A 19,452-nucleotide genomic window follows, 5' to 3' on the forward strand; every position below is an offset into this window, starting at 1 on the left:
TGTCCGCTCTCCTATTTTTGCGCAACAAAATCTAATGCAGCACTCAGTGTTCCTTCTCCTGTTTCACTGTTGAGAATATAGCGGCTATCGGCACATTGCCCATAAACTTTATCAAATTTATCACGTTGCTCTTCTAAACGGGTAATCGCATCATTCACCATATCTTGGCCACGAATTGGGTTAAAATAGGCCACAGCTAAAGAGCGCGGTTGTTGGGAGCCTTTTTCTATTAATAGATAAGAGGTATATGCTCTTGAGGCAAAACTGTTTTGCATACCAGTTGGAGCCACTTTTGTTGCCGATTCGGTTAAAGCTTTTAAGGTTTTTTCTACTAATGCTTCATCACCATTTAAATTTTCTAGCAGTAAATCACGGCTGATACAAACATAGGTGTAAAATAGTGCTGAAGCAAATCCTCGCTCACCCAGATGAGCAGAACCAGCATCAACATCGTTATTATTTAAATCATCAACAGCAGTAAAGAAATCATCTTCTATCGTAACCGTACTTACACCTAATGCATGAGAAACTTGGCACGCGGCTTCAATATTAAATGCTGGGCTATCTGCTAGCATTCGTCCAAATAATGCCACATCAACACTACTATTTTCTTTACGTAGTAATTTCACTTCATCATCGCTAGGCTCACGTTTTTCATTAATCAATAATTCCACTAATTGATTGATTGCTTGTTGCTCATTACTGCTAATATGAACCAATTGTTCAATCTCTAAATTAGTTAATGGATCTTTAGGTGATTTTTCATTTTTTACTTTACCAAACTGGCTTGCTATTTTGATGGTACTGTCTTTGGCTATTTTTTCAGAAATACCACTCTCAATCATTGGCGTATATACCCAATCTCGAGCAAAACGACGTGAGCGAACACCAATATGATCGCTTAATGATTGATAAAAAAAGTCCGAGGTTCGCCAAGCTCGCTTTAAACTTTGTGATGAAATACGTAAACGATCGGTGTTGCCCATTTTGGCTGTTTTTGGTCGCCCTAAATCATCACGGTTTAAATTTGAAGGCGCATAAGCAGTTAATAAGTGTAATTGAATAAATGTAGTCATGATGATTATTCCTTAGAATTATTTTTTGTTGAAAAATAGTCCATTGCCCAACGAACAGAAAGGCGTTCAAACGGATTAGTTTTGGCTGATGAATTATGCTTATACTCTCGCTCATACCACTCTTGCATCCATAAAAAGATGCCGTCGGCAAGTGAAATAAGGTTAACACCTTTTTCGCCACGTATTTTTACCGCACGAATCAAGCGACGACAAAATTCTTCAGGCGTTTGACTTTCGCAAAGCTGTTCAAATCGTAACGGAGATAAAAAGCTACGTTCACCACCTTTTACTTTTTCACTTAATTGTGCGGCAAATGGGGCTTTGTCATTATTAGCTTGAGCAAAAGCAGCGGCATTGACAAATATCTGTAGTGCTTGATACTGAACATCCGTTTGCGGCAATTTGCTATCGTTATGAATAAGTGCCTTGGCTAAAATCATATAGCCTTCTTGTAAGATTATAAATTCAGATAGTGCATTCCGACGTAATTCAGCACGCAATTTACGTCCATTGTAGCTAATACCATTAAATGTACATTGCCTTAGCTGCAACATAGAAAACCACTCATCGATAATCTTTTTATGGTTATCATTTAAGATCATCAGCTTTTTTTGGATAGTGCCTGACATGTTGTTCTCCCCCACATGCAATCAAGACGATTTGTTATTTTTAATCTTTTTGATATTTCTCAATTTATTAAAAGCTTTAATTAAGTTTTCTCTTGCGGTGATTTTTTCAGAGCTAATCATGAGTTGATCTGGGTCAGCAAAAGCAGCTTTATCATAAACTTGTGTGATATATTTCAATAAGGTATTGGTCCAATCGAATAACAAAGGAAAGCGACCATTTGGGTTGTCTTTCTCTTCAATCAATTGTTTAATATATTGATAAAAAGGCGTTTCAGTTTCCTTCCAATAAGCGATATCAACGGTGCTTGATTGCTTGTTAATACTACTCATCGCTTTACGGAGTATTGGCAAGGTATCTTTGCTGAAATCTAGCGCAAGTGTTATTAGTTCTTTAATATCGCTATCCAAATCATCAAATATTGCATAAACAGGGAAAGTATGTTCATACCAACAACGAGCCTTCATATTGTCAAAATCATAGCCAAAACACCAAAGATGATATTTTTCTGAAGCTCTCAATCCACGCGAATAATGAACTGCAACTAATCGGGCTGACTGAGTTTCGTCATTGGTACTGACCATACCTAACCAATCACGATAAATTAATCCTCCCGGTTGGCCTTTAATCGCAATCGGTTCCCCCGTTTTACTGTCGGTTCGATAAGGTGATAACGGATGTCGCCAATTTTTATATTGAACACCGTAATTTTTTGTTTGATACTGACTAATAAGCTCGGGCGATTTTTCACCACAAAGGTCACAATCGCCTTGCGTGGTATTTTCAAAATCAAGCTCAATGCGGCGAGGCATCCCCCAATATGCTTGACAGCAATTAGCTTGCTCAGGGAATACACTTAAATTTTTGGGTGGTTCGCTAGTTACTGTTTTGTTTAACCACGGGAAGACGGTTTCATCATAATGTTGAGGTTTTTCGTCATCATCGAGAGGCATCACATTTAGCCATAACTTTTTCCATAATGGCGTTGATGTATCGAGTGCAGGCATCATTAAAGTGGTAATCGGCCCACCACCTCGCAAACTAACGCGATGCCCTTGTCCTCCCGATGGCGCATTAGTTTGCAAAGTAAACAGTGCCATAACAGCGCAATGCGGGCAGATCGCTTTGACAAAATCACGTTTGATAAAATGGTCAGTATTTTTCTTTAATGCGTTTTCACCCGGTGCTTCAACCAATAAGCCCGATATTGGTACTTTATTACCATCTAATGGCGTAAAATCTTGCATAAATGCCGGTTTATGTTCACCAAATTGCATGGCCTGTTTAGCTGGTTTGAATGCTTCATCTAATTGTGATTGAGTAATACCTTCATGCCAATATTCTAACCATTCATCATTATCTTCAGGAGAAAAAGTGGTTTGTAGCAAACCGATAAGAAATTGGTATGCAGCACCTTGGAAGTCAGGTCTAAAATAGGCCAAATCGGAGAGGGTTTCGTCAGCAATTTGGCTAGGCTTAATTTTACTTATTTGACCATTAAAATGTCTCACGGGGATCCATTCTTCGTCTAGAAGAGATAAACAGAACAAAACTCACTCCTTCTTATTGACAATAAGCGATACACTATTATACCGCTTATCTTTTTTATATTAAATTAAAGTTTTAATGAATTTGTTTTTTTATAGTTAAGCTACAAGATCTAATTTCTTGTTCATTTATCTTTTGTTTAACTTCAAATATCAATGTTTTTTTTAATTTATTATTACGTTGCATTCTAGATTTAAAAATTAAAAAATATTTTATTAATCTCATTTTTTTACCTTCAAAATAATTCATTGAAAATATTAGCAACGTATGTATACTCAAAGTTCCTACACTTAGGCTATTACATACTGTGCTAATAATATACGGCTAGTTTGTTCTAGCCTGAACTAATTTAGCATACTCGTCATAGCAAATCAAGAAAACAACAAAGTAGTTAGCAATTATTATATTATACTTGTTCATAAACATAAAACATCTTTACGTTATATGTTACAATGGAATTTCAGAATAAACGTTCCTTATATTAATAGGGATAAACCGTAGTTAGCAATAATTGCGATCCGTTCCCCACTTTTGTGGGGATTTTTATTTTATCGTCAGTGAGTTAAGCGGGTGTTATTAGTCTAACGAAAATTAACCTAAAAAAATGTGATCTTAGCTTCTTTTTTAAAAAACTTATTTGTTTGAACTTGGTTGGATATTGACCATAAAAATAATATATCGATTAAACCAACGCACTTTCTGCATAGGCTATTACATGAAAAACCGATATCATGCATGACTTTAATTTGACTGCTTCAATGGCTTAGTGTTTATAATATTGCATAAAATACTAACCACTCGAAACATCAATTACATAATAATGTTACACACATTGAGAAATGTTATGATTAAAAAAAATAATGATCTAGATAACAGCAACAGTCCATCTGAGCGCCTTGATTCACCTAAAGAACAGTCTTCAATTCTGTCAATCCTTAATAAATTAGTTCCCTTTTCAATGATTTGGGTCAGTTTAGTTTTAATGTTTGGTGTTATTTGTATGTACACCAATGCCATGGGGCAAGACGAGTTTTATCGTTTTATCTTCTTTTTACGTAGTCCTTTTGTTATTGTGCTCAATAGCATTGCATTGTTGGTCGCTATTTTTCATTCAATCAGTTGGTTTAATTCCATTCCTAAAACGATATTTTTATATCGTACTGCTAAAAAATCACAAGCTTATTTAATTATTATAGGGTTGTGGATAGCGACAATTTTTGTGTCAGCCTATTTGCTGTTATTTATCTTAAGATAAGTGGTATTTAATCAATGAAAAATCAAGAAATCCAAGCTAGAAGCACCAATGGAAAAGTTGTAAAAGGGCTATTTGTGCTAGGGGGTACATGGGCGGCTGTTTTTTCTCCCATTGTGCTAATAACTATGATATTTATCCTCCCTTTTGGTGATGCAGCAACACGTTCTTATATTCTTAAAATAGCCAATACGGAATTTGGCAAAATCTTTTTATTTTTGATGATTTCACTACCTATCTGGTGTGGATTACAACAAATTTTAACCATTTTGCACAAGTATAATATTCACCCAAAACGCGAAAAACTACTTACTTTTGGTTTAGCATTGGCATGGACAGTTCATGCCATTTATGTCTTGTTTATTCGGATATAGCAAACATTTGAAAATTGCGACAAAATAAAAAGCGTTATTAATCAATTAACGCTTTTTTTATTTTTGGAAACTAATAATAAGTAATTTCGCGAATAATATTAGTTTGTTTGTTATTTTTAGATTTTTTGGCTGTAAGCCAATCGTTTTTTTCATTAAATGTTAAAAATTGAGTGACATAATGTGCTAATTCTTTACCAGCAGATAAATAAGATGTTTCTATAGTTGTTAAACGATGAAGGTTGTTATCATACTGATACAAAAAATCACTCTCGTTTTGCATATTATTACTAAATTGATAGCGCACTTTAGCTAATTGGTGTGTTTGGTATTCAAATGTGTAGGTTGAAGCTCCTTTTTGCTCTTTCCCTGTATATTTGCCATTCTCATCAATTTCTTTGAGTTGCCATTGGACATTTTTATTGATAAGGCAATTATTATTATCGTAAACGTAGTTATCGGTTTCAAAAAAAATGAAATCAACCGCTTTTTTAGTCTGTTGTGATACAATAATTTTACCTTGTTCATCAGTATTAAATTGGGTAATGCTATTAGTTTTATCTTCGACATCTTCAATAATATTTTCCCAACCCGATTTATTTTTTTGTAGGTGTTCAGAATAGATTCGAACGTTTTTATCTAAATAAAGAGCATAATGGCTTTTTATTATTTCTCCGTTAGTATCATATTCTAATGCATGTTTAGCGTTCGTACTGTTAGTTTCAGTAGTTAATTTAGTGGTTAATGTTCTCACCTCGTGTCTAATGCCTTGTATAGGGGAATCAATATAATCAAGGATCTGAAAAATATAGTTATTGGCATTCGCTGTATTTTGAGTAGGATTATCACTACAAGTTAACGCCATGGCGTCTATTGATGTGAGTGATAAACAGAGCGTTAATAAAAAAAATCGTATTTGTTTTTGCATCGTGTTCCTGCTGAATAATTTATTGTATGCTTTTACCTTTTGCCCATTAATAATGCATCATCCCAATTCACTTTTTTACCTTGTTTTTTATTTGATTGGCTGTCATCTTGATGAGTAAATTTTTCTTCTTTGTTTTCATCTATCAACGTGTTACTCGCTCTACGAGGTGGTTTATCTAAAAAAGAAAGTAACTCTTTGGTGTATTCTTCTTCAGGAGAATAGAAAATCTTTTCTCGCGAGCCTTGCTCTATAATTCTACCCTCTTTCATAACAACAACTTGATGACACATTGAGTAAACCAGCGCTAAGTCATGGCTAATAAACAGGTAACTGAGCTGATGTTTTTCTTGCAATGATTTCAGTAAATTAATAATTTGTTTTTGAATTGTATGATCTAAAGATGAAGTTGGCTCATCTAAAATTAACAATTCTGGCTTTAAAATTAAAGCTCTAGCAATAGCTATTCGTTGGCGCTGCCCACCAGAAAACTCTGTTGGATAGCGATAACGCATATCGGGATCTAGACCCACTTCTTGCATAATATCAATAACGGCCTGCTCACGTTGTTTCTTACTTTGTTTTTTGTGCGTCATTAATCCTTCACTAATAATCTGTTCAATATTAAAACGAGGATTAAGTGACGAAAACGGATCTTGGAATACGACTTGGATACGACTTCGGAATGGCAATAATTTTTTGCCAGTTAGATTTTGTATCGGGTGGCTATCAAATACAATATTACCTTGTGATTTAATCAACCGCAAAATAGCTAGTGCCGTTGTGCTTTTACCGGAGCCCGATTCCCCCACAATACCGACCGTCTCGCCTTGATGTACAGCAAAACCAACATTATTGACAATTTTCTTTTTAGTTTTTTGAAAAAATCCCTTTCTAGCGATTACCTCAACATCCAAATGGTTAACATTAAGCAGTATTCCTGGCGTATTAGGCAATGGCGCGGGATCGCCACTCGGTGCTGAATTTAATAAGGTGCGAGTATATTCATGTTCAGGACGTAAAAAAATGCGTTGCCTATTGTTATACTCAACGATTTTTCCTTGCTGCATAACAGCAACTTTATCCGCTAGTTTTTTGACAATGCCAAGATTGTGTGAAATAAATAATAGACTCATATTTAATTCATTTTTTAGCTCTTTAAGCAGGCGAATAATTTGTGCTTGTACCGATACATCTAGGGCTGTAGTTGGCTCATCGGCAATTAACAATTTGGGATGAGTTAGAATGGCCATGGCAATCATAACTCGTTGCCGTTCTCCGCCCGACAGTTGATGAGGGTAAGAGGATAATTTGCTTTTTGGCTCTTTAATGCCCACTCGATCAAGATATTGCAAAATTTCATTACGTGCGACATTTCGGCGCATACCTCGATGTAATGACAGCACTTCATAAAGCTGTTTTTCAACCGTGTGTAGTGGATTAAGTGACACCATCGGTTCTTGGAAGATCATGCTAATTTGATTACCACGCACATTTTGCAGTGTTTTGTCTGTTGCATGTAATAACGATTTTTCTTCAAACAAAATATCCCCTGTGGGATAAGTCACTTGATCTTTACACAGTAAACGTAAAATAGACAACGCTGTTACACTTTTACCCGAACCAGATTCACCAACTAAGGCTAACGTTTCTTGTTCATGGATATCAAAACTAACATTGCTTACTACTTGGGATACAGCTTGAATGTTACGTTTAAAAGCGATACTTAAATCCTGAACGGATAATAAAGGAGAACTCATCGATACACTCCTTTGTTTGGATCAAATGCATCCCTGACTGCCTCACCAATAAAAATAAGCAGCGAAAGCAAAGTTGCAATGATTAAAAATGAACTAATACCAAGCCAAGGTGCTTGCAAATTATTTTTACCTTGTAGCAATAAACGACCAAGAGACGGTGAATCAATAGGCAAACCAAAACCCAAAAAATCTAGCGACGTTAAGGTGGTAATTGATCCACAAAGAATAAATGGTAAAAAGGTTAATGTTGCCACCATCGCATTAGGTAATATGTGGCGGAACATAATTTTAATGTCACTAACCCCCATAGCTTTAGCTGCACGAATATAATCAAAATTGCGGGTACGTAAAAATTCAGTACGTACAATTCCCGCTAACCCCATCCAACCAAATAAAACGGTAATACCAAGCAACCACCAAAAATTAAGCGGTAAAATACTAGCTAATAGAATAATCACAAATAATCCAGGTAAACCACACCAAATTTCAATAAATCGCTGACCTATCAGATCAACGATACCACCATAATAACCTTGAATCGCACCAATAATAACACCAATGACAGAAGTAAATACTGTCAAAAAAATGGCAAAAAACATTGAGAGACGAAAACCATACAAGATATTGGCAAACACATCAAAACCCGCATCAGTAGTGCCTAACCAATGTGATGATGAGGGCGGCGTTGGAAAGGTGCTTGCCGTATCATAAATTAATGTACTATAGCTGTAGCGAAACGGTGCCCATAAAATCCAACCATTAGCTTCTATTTTCTTTTGTACAACAGGATCAAGATAATTGGCTTGTGTTTCTAATTGACCACCAAACTGTGTTTCTGGATAAAAATGAAAAATCGGTGAATAATAATTATCCTGATATTTAATAAAAATAGGTCTATCGTTAGTAATAAAATCAGCAAATATACTAACCACAAATAAAATTGAAAATAACCAGAGTGAATAATAACCACGACGATTATGTTTAAACCGTTGCCAACGTTGCTGATTAATAGAATAGTTTTTGGTCATTATTTGTGTGCCTCAAAGTCAATGCGTGGATCAATCATCATATAAGATAAATCCGATAAGAGTTGAGTGATGAGCCCTATTAACGTAAAAATATACAAAGAACCAAAAATGACTGGATAGTCACGTTGAATAATAGCTTCATAACCCAATAAACCAAGCCCATTGAGCGAAAAGATAATTTCAATGAGTAACGACCCAGTAAATAGAATACCAACAAAAGCAGCAGGAAAGCCCGATATAATCAGTAACGTTGCATTACGAAAAACATGTTTATATATAATTTTTCGTTCACTTAAACCTTTAGCTCGTGCAGTGATGACATACTGTTTACGAATTTCATCTAAAAATGAGTTTTTAGTCAACATAGTGAGCGAAGCAAAACCACCAATGACCATTGCAATGGTGGGCAAGCAAATATGCCATGCGTAGTCTTTCACTTTGCCCCAAAAATCAAGTTGTTCAAAATGATTTGAAATAAGCCCTCGTAGAGGGAAAATATCCCAATAACTACCGCCCGCAAACACCACGATTAGCAATACAGCTAATAAGAAAGGAGGTATAGCATAACCAATAATAATTAGTGTGCTTGACCAAAAGTCAAATATAGAACCCTCTTTCACCGCTTTACGAATGCCTAAAGGGATTGAAATTAGGTAAACAATTAGTGTGCTCCACAGCCCCAACGAAATCGAAACAGGTAAGCTTTTAACAATTAACCCTACTACCGATTCACTTTTAAAAAAACTATTGCCAAAATCGAATGAAATATACTTTTTGAGCGTTTCAATATAACGTTCAAATATTGGTTTATCAAAACCATACTGTTTTTCAATCATTGCGACAATTTGTGGATCGAGCCCTCGTGATCCTCGATAGCTAGATTCATTCTTATACTGTTCAATTGATGTCGATGAACTAATGCTTCCGGGCAATAGTCCTTGTCCTGCTTGCGATCCATTTTCAATCATAGCAAGCGCCTGATCGACAGGCCCACCAGGGGCTACTTGCACAATAAAAAAATTGATAGTTAAAATCACAAATAATGTTGGAATAATCAATAGAAGTCGACGAATAAGATAATTGAGCATATTAATGTTTCCGATTTTTAGGCAGGCTAGCTGCTTTGTTAGCATCATACCACCAGCTATCAACGCCTATTGCATAAGTCGGTTGTATGGCTGGTTGCCCAAATTTGTTCCAGTATGCATAATACGTTTTACTGTTATACCACATTGGAATCATGGGGTACTCTTGCGTTAGAATTCGGTCAAGAGCTCGCCCTAGAGGGATTAATGCTTCTTGATTATCTACATTTTTGGTAATTTCAGCAATAATGCCATCAATCGCCTTGTTATGCAAACCCGATGCGTTCCACGATGAATTAAGATACTCGCTCCCCCAAAGTATCTGCAAATTAGAGTTTGGGTAATTGACGGCATAATAATCACGAGCAACCATATCATAATCACGCTCACGAACACGGCGTAATTGTTGTACTGAATCTAATAAGGTAATTTTCATGGTGATCCCTAAGCGCGCTAAATTTTGTTGGAAGGGAATTGCATACTTAATATCACTACCAAGATAACTAATCAGTTCAAATTCAAAAGGTTGCTGTGTTTTAGTGTTAATCAGTTTACCTTTTTTAATTACCCATCCAGCTTGTTTTAGTAATTCAGCAGCTATTAATAAATTATCACGATTAAAACCCAATCCATCACTTTTAGGTACATAATAAGCATTACCAAAAGCACGCTTTGGAATAATATCTTTATAAGCATTTAACCATTTTAGCTCTTGTTCGCTAGGCTTGCCGATTGCTGCATAGATTGTGTTTTCAAAAAAACTATAAGGCCTTTTGTAACTGTCATAATAAAATGCATGATTTAACCATTCAAAATCAAATGCCAGTGTGATTGCTTCACGCACTTTAACATCGTGAAACAGATCTTTTTGCAAATTAAACGCTAACCACTTAGTATCAGTTGCCGTTTGAACGGGTTTTTCTTGTTTAACAATGTGGTTAGCATCAAAATATTTTCCTTGATATTGAGTAAACCAGTTTTTAGGTTGATCTTCAGCTCGTAAATCATATTCACCTGCTTTAAAGGCCTCTAACGAGATATTATCATCCATATAATAGTCAATTCGTTTTTCGTCAAAATTATCTAACCCTTTATTAATCGGCAAATTACGTGCCCAATAATTGGGATTACGTCGATAAACAACATATTGCCCTAATTTATATTCGCTAATATAGTAAGGACCACTACCAATAGGTGGGGTGTTTAAAGGTTCAGCAAGATCATGATTCTGCCAAAAATGTTTTGGCATAACTCGCATGCTACCGACAAATGAAAATAATTTTTCACGATCAGAATTAGGGATATCAACACGCAAACGATAATTATCTATCACTTTAACGGTAATGCCTTTATTATAAACACGATATTGAGGCACACCTTCGGTCATAAATTTGTGAAAAGTAAACGCAACATCCTGTGCAGTAATTGGCTGATCATCTTGAAAACGAGCATTTGGGTTAATTGAAACTTCAGCCCAGCGATAACTATCAGAATAAGTTATTGAAGTAGCAATAAGTGGATAAAAACTGGTAATATCATCGGCAGTATTGGTAAAAAGTGTGTCATATAACGATCCCGAACTCCGCTCAGGAGCTCCTCGGCTAGCAAAACGATTAAAATTATCAAAAGAGCCAACTTCAGCTAGCTTAATCGCACCACCTTTAGGCGCATTTGGATTGACATAATCAAGATGTTGAAAATTAGCTGAATATTTAGGTTGACCTGAAAGTGAAAAAATCGTTTTATGATAAATTTTCTCAGTTATTTGGCTAGGACCAATAATATCAATTCGTTCATCCTCAGTTAATTGAACTGGGGCATTAACATCCTCGTTTAGATCAGTTTGAGGCTCTCGTTGTTCTTCATCGGCAAAAGCAGGCGCAGAACAAATAACTAGACTAGTTAGGCAACTCAAGATGAATAATGTTTTTATAGGTTGTTTAATTCGAATAATCATCCCAAATCCATTAGTAATTTATTTAACAATAGCGTGTTTATGCTACTTTTTTATTTTTAACATATCTAAATCATCTAAGGTGATAACACTCCCCTTAACTCAGGCTGTCTATTTTGCCAAACTTCAACTAAATGAGCAAAACCTAATTAATAAAGTTGATATAAAATGATAATGTTAGGTAAAAAGATACCTTTATTTTTAAATAAAACAAGTTATATTAAATCAATTATTAAAAAATAAATATCATAAAAAAAGATAAATATTATTAAACATATCTATTGTCAAACGTAATGAAGGGATAATATCAATGATTGAATCGTTTTATCAATATTGGGGAAAATGTCGACAAAGGGACAATAGCGATGATAGCGATGATTATCACCTACTGGCTTATCACAATTTAGATGTCGCTGCTTGTGGATACCATATTGTTAAAAAGAATTATTTTTATTCTGCTGAATTATTTGAGCAACTTGGCTTCTCATCAGATGAGATGGAAAACGCAGCCCTTTGGTTTGCCTACTTTTTAGCTTGGCATGATATTGGTAAATTTGCTAATGGGTTCCAGCAATTATTCAAGCATAATAATCCCAAGCTCGTCGCCGCCGATCCAGCAAAAAGTTACACTACCCGACATGATTCGCTTGGACACTGGTTATGGCAGAACTATTTAATTGAAAAATCAGAAATACAGCTAGAATCATACAATTATAATATTGAACAGGTATATAATATCTGGTTATTAATCATGACAGGCCATCATGGTAAACCGCCTATATTGGATGCCAATGGTAACTCATCATTTAACACACAAGATAAGCAAGCTTCATTAGGTTATATTAAAGCAATTAATCAACTGTTTATTGTGGATAATAATTTAGCCAGTTACCACACCCGCTTTTTTGACAAAACATTCCGTAAAAATCTTAACAAACTAAGTTGGCTATTAGCGGCAATAACCGTTATTAGTGATTGGTTAGGTTCCAACCAACAATTTTTCCCCTTTTCTTCAAATGTGATGGAATTGTCAGAATATTGGTTAAACTACGCTCTAGTTAGAGCTGAAAAAGCCGTAGCGGCTTTACCTCAACAATCCCCTATTATGCCTTTCAATGGTATCCAAAACTTATTTCCATTTATTGAAAAACCAACCCCCTTACAACAGCAAGCATTATCTTGCCAACTATCAGATAATGGCCCAGAGTTATTTATTATGGAAGATGTTACTGGAGCGGGTAAAACAGAAGCTTCAATGATTTTGGCACATCGATTAATGGCAGCAGGGAAAGCACAAGGGATTTATATTGGCTTACCAACTCAAGCTACCGCAAATGCAATATATCAACGCACAGCACAGGTATATGGGCAATTATATCGATCTAACAGCCATCCATCGCTTGTTCTAGCTCATGGTGCAAGTTATATGAATCCCAATTTTACCCAAACAGTCATTAATTTGGATAATCTTAGTCAACCCAAATACCTCACAAATGAAAATTCAGCGAGTAGCGAGTGTAATGAGTGGTTTGTTGACACACGAAAAAAATCATTGCTTGCTGAAGTTGGAGTTGGAACGCTAGATCAAGCTTTAATGGCAGTTATGCCGTTTAAACATCAATCGTTGCGGCTATTAGGACTACGACATAAGTTACTGATTTTAGATGAAGTTCATGCTTATGATAGTTATATGGCGAAATTATTAGAATCACTGTTACAGTATCATTTTTCACAAGGAGGGAGTGCGATTATACTTACCGCAACTTTACCCTTTTTTCTACGTGAAAAATTACTTAATGCTTTTTATAAAGGATTAAATTCAAATCAATCGCCTTTAACGCTAAATTCAGATTTACCTTTTCCTTTATTGACAAAACTCAATCAACAAGGCTTAGTCGAACAAGCAATAGAGACAAGAGATGAAGTAAAGCGGCAAGTTGATATTGACTGGATTGATAATATTGATTCTGGTATAGAAAAAATTAAGATTGCCATCCAGCAAGGGAAAATTATTTGCTGGATAAAAAACAGTGTGGCTGACGCAATTAGTTTATATCAACAACTACAACAAAATTTGAATCTTGATAGTAAGCAAATTTTACTATTTCATAGTCGCTTTGCATATTGTGATCGCTTGGATATCGAACAAAAAACGTTAGCATGGGCAGGAAAAACCTCAAATCATGCAATTCGCTCAGGAAAGATCATCATTGCAACTCAAGTCATTGAGCAATCATTAGATCTCGATTTTGACGAAATGATTAGTGATATTGCCCCAATTGATTTATTGATACAACGTGCAGGTCGTTTACAACGACATGTACGAGATAAACAAGGAAATATCAAACTATCCACAAACCAAAATCAACCTTGTGATGATAGAAATAAACCGATATTAACTATATTTGCGCCAACTTGGAATAATAATCCAAGCCAAGATTGGCTAGATTACCCAGAATTTGGCAATACTAAATATGTTTACGCCAATCATGCTTATTTATGGTTAACGCAACGAATCTTACGTCAAAAAGGCGTCATAAAAATGCCCGAAGATGCCAGATTACTCATTGAATCAGTTTATCATAGCAATCTTGAGCCACCTGAAGGTTTACAAGAGGTTTTTTATAAAGAATTAGGACAACAACTTGGGCAAAGTTCACAGGCTAAAAGTATGATATTGAATTTTAAAAATTGTTATAGCCGAGCGCAATTCAATGCTGAATGGGATCATGAAATTGAAGTATCTACCCGTTTATCAAGAGATAATATTGATCTTTATTTAGCTTATCAGCAAGATGATAAAATCGTTCCTTACTGTAGTAGTAGTGAATATGCTTGGGAACAAAGCCATCTTACAATTAATGTATCAAAATGGAATAGAATAAAAAGTGCGATTCCACAACTAGAACAGCATCATCTAGAAAAATTAAGGCAAAAGATACATAGACCTAATGCAATAATTGTTTTAATTGAAAAGGAAAAAGTATCTTGTTTTTACACTAGAGAATTAGGCTTTTATCTCAATTAATTAATGCTGTAGATTAATCATATTTGATTAACCAAAGCTAAAATATTTTGGATGGCAGTTTTTGCTTGGTGGCTATTTTTCCAACATGATGATCCAGTTAACAAAGCGCCTTTGTTTAATATTTCATCTAATGTGGTGTTACGTAGTTTTTCGAAAGAGTCTAATTCCATTTGTTGCAATCTTTCAATAATTTTATCACCAACAAATTTTAGTTCTAAAAGCTGTTTCTTTTCAAATTCTGAAAAAGCCATATGTGTCTTTAGTTATTTTAAAATAGTTGCGATGAGTTTACTATTCTAGATTCAGTTTGTCACTAGACGACCAAAACTATTTTATAGTAACTAAACCACATAATATAAAAGAAACCGCTAGAATAATAAGATAATAATAAACAGGTTCGGAAGAAGGAAATAGCGACACCATAAATAAAGATACAACAGCGGCCAATCTAGAATATATAGCCACGCAACTTGAAATAAATGATATATCGTTTTCGTATTCTTTTTTTAACAAAAAAGTGTAATATCCACTCGTACTAATAGATAAAAAAGAGGTAGTACCATGAATAAGTGAGTATATAAAAATACCTATAAAACCGACTGTTTCATTTTGAATTATCAATAAAAGTAAAATACAAAATAACCCACCCGAAATACCACAAATAGTTGTACTAATCATATATTCTTTAGTAAAAATACCAAATTTAGGCAGGATATGATTCATTATAAAGTGAAATAAGAAAGCACCAATGTGGCAAAGTACGAGAATAAAGACTTTATCTTTAGATATAGTACTTATATTTATACCGTATTTCATAATTGGTTACCAAAAATGAAAAATAACTTGTATAATGGATAGGCTACACTAATTGGTACCAGTTTTATAAGATCATTGTTATGATAAACTAAAAATAAAAGAAAGTGACAACAATAACAATCGATTCAGCGCGAAGAGCAAAACGTAGCTTTACTAACGAGTTCAAAAACAAATGGTCATGCTATATCAAAATGGTAAAAAACGTGCGGATATCGTCGCAGAGTATGACCTCACCAAATCAGCATTAGATAAGTGGATAACGCAGTACCAAACTACCGGCTCGTTCATCGCAAAAGATAATCGCTGGGCTGAAGAGAACGAACTTATCGCGCTACGCAAAGAGAATAAACGCTTGTTAATGGAGAATGATATCCTAAAGCAAGCGGCGTTGATAATGGGAAGAAAATCGCGTTAATTTTACATAATAAGCATCGATACAGTTTACGTGCATTATGTCGATGTTTAAATGTAACGCGAAATCGTTTCTATTATCAGCGAAAATTGACGCAGCAACCACAAGATATATCGCTAGGTGAAATTTTTAATAATCATTATCGAGATTATGGCACTAGGCGTCTGCAAGCAGAGCTGAGAAAGCAAGGCATAACCGTATCTCGACGCCAAATAGGTCGAGTTATGGCGAAAAATGGCTGGGTTTCGAAGTACACCAGTAAAAAATAGGGTATTCATGCAGAAAAAAGCAATGAATCGTCTGCGGGGGAATGAACTTAATCGAGAATTTGATATAGGTCAACTACGAAAAATATTGGTGAGCGATTTAACCTATGTGAGGGTTAAGCAACGTTGGCACTACCTTTGTGTAATTGTTGATATCCGTAATCGAGAAATAGTGAGGCGAAGTGCTGGCAGGCATAAAACAGCGGCACTAGTCATGCAAGCTATGAGTCAAATACCCATGAACTTACAGATGATTGAGTTTTTTCATTCTGATAGAGGAAAAGCGTTTGATAATCATTTAATTGATGAGTGCTTAACCGCATTTGGAATTAAACGGTCGTTAAGTCGCAAAGGCTGTCCTTATGATAACGCAATTGCAGAAAGCACATTTAAAGCCGTGAAAACAGAATTTGTGTCAAATACGATTTTTGATTCACTGGCGCAACTTAAATTGGAATTTAATCACTATGTGGATTGGTTTAATTATAACAGGCTTCATTCGTCTTTAAATTACCAGTGGCCGATTGAATACAAAAGAAAGGCCTTATCTTTTTGGTACTAAAAAGTGTGGGCACACCAGTATAGAGGAAATATACCAACAAACAGTCGTTGATAGCTATTCCAGACTCGCTTTTACTAAAGTCTATACCGAGAAAAATAGCCTCATTATTGCCGATATGCTTAATGATAAAGTGCTGCTTTTTTTGATAGTGAGCAGGTTCCACTATTACGCATACTGACTGACCGAGGTATGGAACATAATGGCCATAAAGAACGTCATGCTTATGAACCTTATCTTAATTTAGAAGATATTGAACACACCAAAACCAAAGCCTACAGTCCACAAACAATGGGATTTGTGAGCAATTTTATAAGACGATGAAAACAGAATGTTATGATGTCTTATTTCGACGTAAGGTGTACACGCAATTGAGTGACATACAAAACGATATTAACTAATGGCTTGAATTTTACAACCGAGAAAGAACACATTCTGGAAAATATTGTTATGGAAAAACACCATGGCAAACTTGGATAAGTGCAAAAGGGTTGGTTATGGAAAAACAACTGGAGAATTTATTTTACTCATCGGGCACTCATTTTGTTAAAATAAATTCCGATAAGTATATTGTTGTTCATATTGTTCTGGCAATACCCAGTCCTTAGCTGAACGACCACGCATACAATAATAATAGATTTCAATATATTCAAATAGTGCTTTGTTGGTTAGCATCCTCGGTCACTGCGAACGAGCATATTTTTAAGAAAGTAACGCCGAAACAAAGCTTGCTTTAATGTATTACAGACTAAATGACGGTCTAGGTAACGATTCGTTTGCCTAGCTTTTCGATATTATGAGAGTTGATATTCCCCCCATAAAATCGTTCAGGTATAGTATTGATTTTATTTAGTTTTTTTGATTTAATAATTTTTATAAAATCAAGTGCTTATAGTTTAATTTATGTTTTTATTGTGATGTTTTTTTTGAGTTTTTCCACCATTACAAAGTGCTGACAACTGAGACAGGATAGCCAAAAAACCTCTTTATCCTATCTAAAGCAAAAAATTGCTAAGAAAATCGCTCTATTTTCTTAGCTCATACATTGCTATTAAAGCTATTTATTTAACTCATTTAACCAAAAGCCTAAAGCGTTCAAAACCATAATGAATAAAAATAATCATTGAAGTTTACTCTTTTAATAAAGAGCCAACTATTGAAAATATAATTCCTCTAGTAGTCAAGAATTAAACTATAAAAGGTTAAAGCGAAGCACAAAGACCATATCTACTAATGCTTGAACCATCTCCGAGAACATCACCGTCATCCGAATCGACACCAAACTGAAGGCTGCCCGCTGTATCACTAGTCCAGTAGTTACGGTCGGCAAAGTCCGCATTGGTATAATGAAGCATGTCGCCCCACTCGGTAAAAAAACCTGCGCCAATTCGACGCTGGTAATGATTACCAGATGATGATGGTATGGCACCGACAGAACCTTGACACCAGTGACCTGACCACTTACCCGAACAAACCGCATTAGTTAAATCCCTTACCTGTGGAAAACGATAACCTAAATGACTACACCAAGAGGCTTGATTAGAAGCGTCATTAGATCGAGATCCACGATTAACGAACCACTGCTTCAACTCAAACCCATACTTAACGACCACACTACCTTGACTATCTCTCCCCACTAACTCAAATGTTTGAGGCAAGGTTGGCTTGCTAAGTGGACTTGGGGAATCTGAGCTTTTTTGGTTATCACTTGCCCTAGGACCCGTTAGCGTAACGCGTATTACCTCTACTGAATGATTGGATATCCAATCATCGCTTGCATTTGGTAATGTCCTTGTTACAGTAGCTGTTATTCCCCCATGCGTAACAGAAGCCCAAGTCAACTGGCGACCTCCTCCTATGTCTAAATCAAAGTACAAGCCATCTGCACCTGTTGTCGGAAAATTTAATTCGTAAAATGTTGGATTAGTTGATTGAACTAGAAATCCTTTAGTTGGATTCCAAATATTAGGTGGACCAGCGTAATCACCTGTACCATAGGTTAGATTGGGTCTTACATAACAGATTTTAGGAGGTAAATTTGGGCTGATGTAGTACTCCACCGATTGACGGTGGAAATAATTTGTATCTGGTACACCGTACTGTGTTTTTAAAAATCCCGCTGTACTACTTAACATCACCTTATAAGGTGCTTTACAAATATCTAAAATATCATTACGACTAACAGCATTACCATTTTTATCGAAAAAATAAGCAGATAGATTTCCTTTTGCGGTTACGCCATTTACTCCCTGACCATCACCATCATCATCGCCCCAATAATGATAAGTGTTCACTATATCATTTAAACTGACTGAATCAACTGATGAGGGAATCAACATGTGAATATCGCTTAAAGTACTTCCTTTAGGTAAAGTTATTGGATTTGTTACGCTTGATGTATTGGTTGATGGAGTAACTATTGTTCCATCCGATAGAGTGATATTCAATAAATCCTCGGTTGTGATCACTTTAGTTTTACCACCATCAAATGTTAAATATGGTGCACTACCTTGTATAACATTACTAGTATGCACCGTTAATGCCTGCGAATTGGGCGAATACGACAATAACAACAATGGTCCTAATACCAACGGGATTTTTGTAAATAATTCTATGGATAATTTCGATGATAAAAATGAGGCAAGTGTAAAAACTCGTCTAACGTAGTTATTTGATAAATTTAAGACATAGGTTTGCCATGTCTGGTGTCTGGTGTCTGGTGTCTGGTGTCTGGTGTCTGGTGTC

General features: G+C 35.4%; 14 protein-coding genes and 3 pseudogenes. 5 read left to right on the forward strand and 12 right to left on the reverse strand.

The window, feature by feature from the left end:
• Nucleotides 1-11: 11 nt before the first annotated feature.
• Genes cas7e through casA form a run of 3 tightly spaced genes read right to left on the reverse strand, consistent with a single transcriptional unit; the run spans nt 12 to nt 3,253 of the window.
• Nucleotides 12-1,076: a type I-E CRISPR-associated protein Cas7/Cse4/CasC gene (gene cas7e / locus A9G40_RS07505; RefSeq protein WP_065582536.1), complete on the reverse strand. Its 1,065-nt coding sequence runs from the start codon at nt 1,074-1,076 to the stop codon at nt 12-14.
• Nucleotides 1,077-1,081: 5 nt separating this feature from the next.
• Entirely contained in the window at nt 1,082-1,705 is a 624-nt protein-coding gene (gene casB / locus A9G40_RS07510) for a type I-E CRISPR-associated protein Cse2/CasB (protein ID WP_065582537.1), read from the reverse strand.
• 21 nt (nt 1,706-1,726) lie between these two features.
• A complete protein-coding gene (gene casA / locus A9G40_RS07515) occupies nt 1,727-3,253 on the reverse strand; it encodes a type I-E CRISPR-associated protein Cse1/CasA (protein ID WP_065582538.1) in 1,527 nt (508 codons plus the stop codon).
• An 842-nt stretch (nt 3,254-4,095) separates the two neighbouring features.
• On the opposite strand from casA, the gene A9G40_RS07520 reads away from it, so the two are divergent.
• Entirely contained in the window at nt 4,096-4,506 is a 411-nt protein-coding gene (locus tag A9G40_RS07520; protein WP_065582539.1) for a hypothetical protein, read from the forward strand.
• Nucleotides 4,507-4,520: 14 nt separating this feature from the next.
• A complete protein-coding gene (gene frdD / locus A9G40_RS07525) occupies nt 4,521-4,877 on the forward strand; it encodes a fumarate reductase subunit FrdD (protein ID WP_065582540.1) in 357 nt (118 codons plus the stop codon).
• A 70-nt stretch (nt 4,878-4,947) separates the two neighbouring features.
• Here frdD and A9G40_RS07530 read toward each other — a convergent pair whose 3' ends face one another.
• The 5 genes and pseudogenes from A9G40_RS07530 to A9G40_RS07550 form a co-directional block, all read right to left on the reverse strand.
• A complete protein-coding gene (locus A9G40_RS07530) occupies nt 4,948-5,802 on the reverse strand; it encodes a hypothetical protein (protein ID WP_065582541.1) in 855 nt (284 codons plus the stop codon).
• A 182-nt stretch (nt 5,803-5,984) separates the two neighbouring features.
• A pseudogene (gene yejF / locus A9G40_RS07535) lies at nt 5,985-7,559 on the reverse strand (microcin C ABC transporter ATP-binding protein YejF); the annotation flags it as partial.
• Nucleotides 7,556-8,587, reverse strand: a complete 1,032-nt coding sequence (locus tag A9G40_RS07540) for an ABC transporter permease (RefSeq protein WP_065582543.1) — start codon at nt 8,585-8,587, stop codon at nt 7,556-7,558. The gene A9G40_RS07540 and the pseudogene yejF, both read right to left, overlap by 4 nt.
• A complete protein-coding gene (locus tag A9G40_RS07545; RefSeq protein WP_065582544.1) occupies nt 8,587-9,675 on the reverse strand; it encodes a microcin C ABC transporter permease YejB in 1,089 nt (362 codons plus the stop codon). The genes A9G40_RS07540 and A9G40_RS07545 overlap by 1 nt, the downstream gene beginning before the upstream one ends.
• A gap of 1 nt (nt 9,676) precedes the next feature.
• Nucleotides 9,677-11,629 (reverse strand): extracellular solute-binding protein, encoded by a 1,953-nt coding sequence (locus A9G40_RS07550; protein ID WP_081295761.1) that lies wholly within the window; start codon nt 11,627-11,629, stop codon nt 9,677-9,679.
• Nucleotides 11,630-11,936: 307 nt separating this feature from the next.
• On the opposite strand from A9G40_RS07550, the gene A9G40_RS07560 reads away from it, so the two are divergent.
• The gene (locus tag A9G40_RS07560; RefSeq protein WP_065582546.1) at nt 11,937-14,654 is read left to right on the forward strand and encodes a CRISPR-associated helicase/endonuclease Cas3; all 2,718 of its coding nucleotides are present in this window, start codon (nt 11,937-11,939) and stop codon (nt 14,652-14,654) included.
• 17 nt (nt 14,655-14,671) lie between these two features.
• Here A9G40_RS07560 and A9G40_RS07565 read toward each other — a convergent pair whose 3' ends face one another.
• Nucleotides 14,672-14,905: a Pathogenicity locus gene (locus A9G40_RS07565; protein WP_065582547.1), complete on the reverse strand. Its 234-nt coding sequence runs from the start codon at nt 14,903-14,905 to the stop codon at nt 14,672-14,674.
• Between the two features lie 76 nt (nt 14,906-14,981).
• On the reverse strand, nt 14,982-15,470 hold the full coding sequence (locus A9G40_RS07570; protein ID WP_065582548.1) for a hypothetical protein: 489 nt from the start codon (nt 15,468-15,470) through the stop codon (nt 14,982-14,984).
• A 119-nt stretch (nt 15,471-15,589) separates the two neighbouring features.
• On the opposite strand from A9G40_RS07570, the pseudogene A9G40_RS07580 reads away from it, so the two are divergent.
• Together A9G40_RS07580 and A9G40_RS15475 are read left to right on the forward strand one after the other, a co-directional pair.
• Nucleotides 15,590-16,710: pseudogene (locus A9G40_RS07580) on the forward strand (IS3 family transposase).
• 189 nt (nt 16,711-16,899) lie between these two features.
• Complete coding sequence (locus A9G40_RS15475; protein ID WP_255307299.1) at nt 16,900-17,031, forward strand: hypothetical protein; 132 nt, start codon at nt 16,900-16,902, stop codon at nt 17,029-17,031.
• A 222-nt stretch (nt 17,032-17,253) separates the two neighbouring features.
• Here A9G40_RS15475 and A9G40_RS15480 read toward each other — a convergent pair whose 3' ends face one another.
• Complete coding sequence (locus A9G40_RS15480) at nt 17,254-17,382, reverse strand: hypothetical protein (RefSeq protein ID WP_255307300.1); 129 nt, start codon at nt 17,380-17,382, stop codon at nt 17,254-17,256.
• 527 nt (nt 17,383-17,909) lie between these two features.
• Nucleotides 17,910-19,452, reverse strand: a pseudogene (locus tag A9G40_RS14975) (hypothetical protein); the annotation flags it as partial.

This window comes from Gilliamella sp. Nev3-1 (genome assembly GCF_001690435.1).
GTDB classification, from domain to species: Bacteria; Pseudomonadota; Gammaproteobacteria; order Enterobacterales; family Orbaceae; genus Gilliamella; species Gilliamella apicola_C.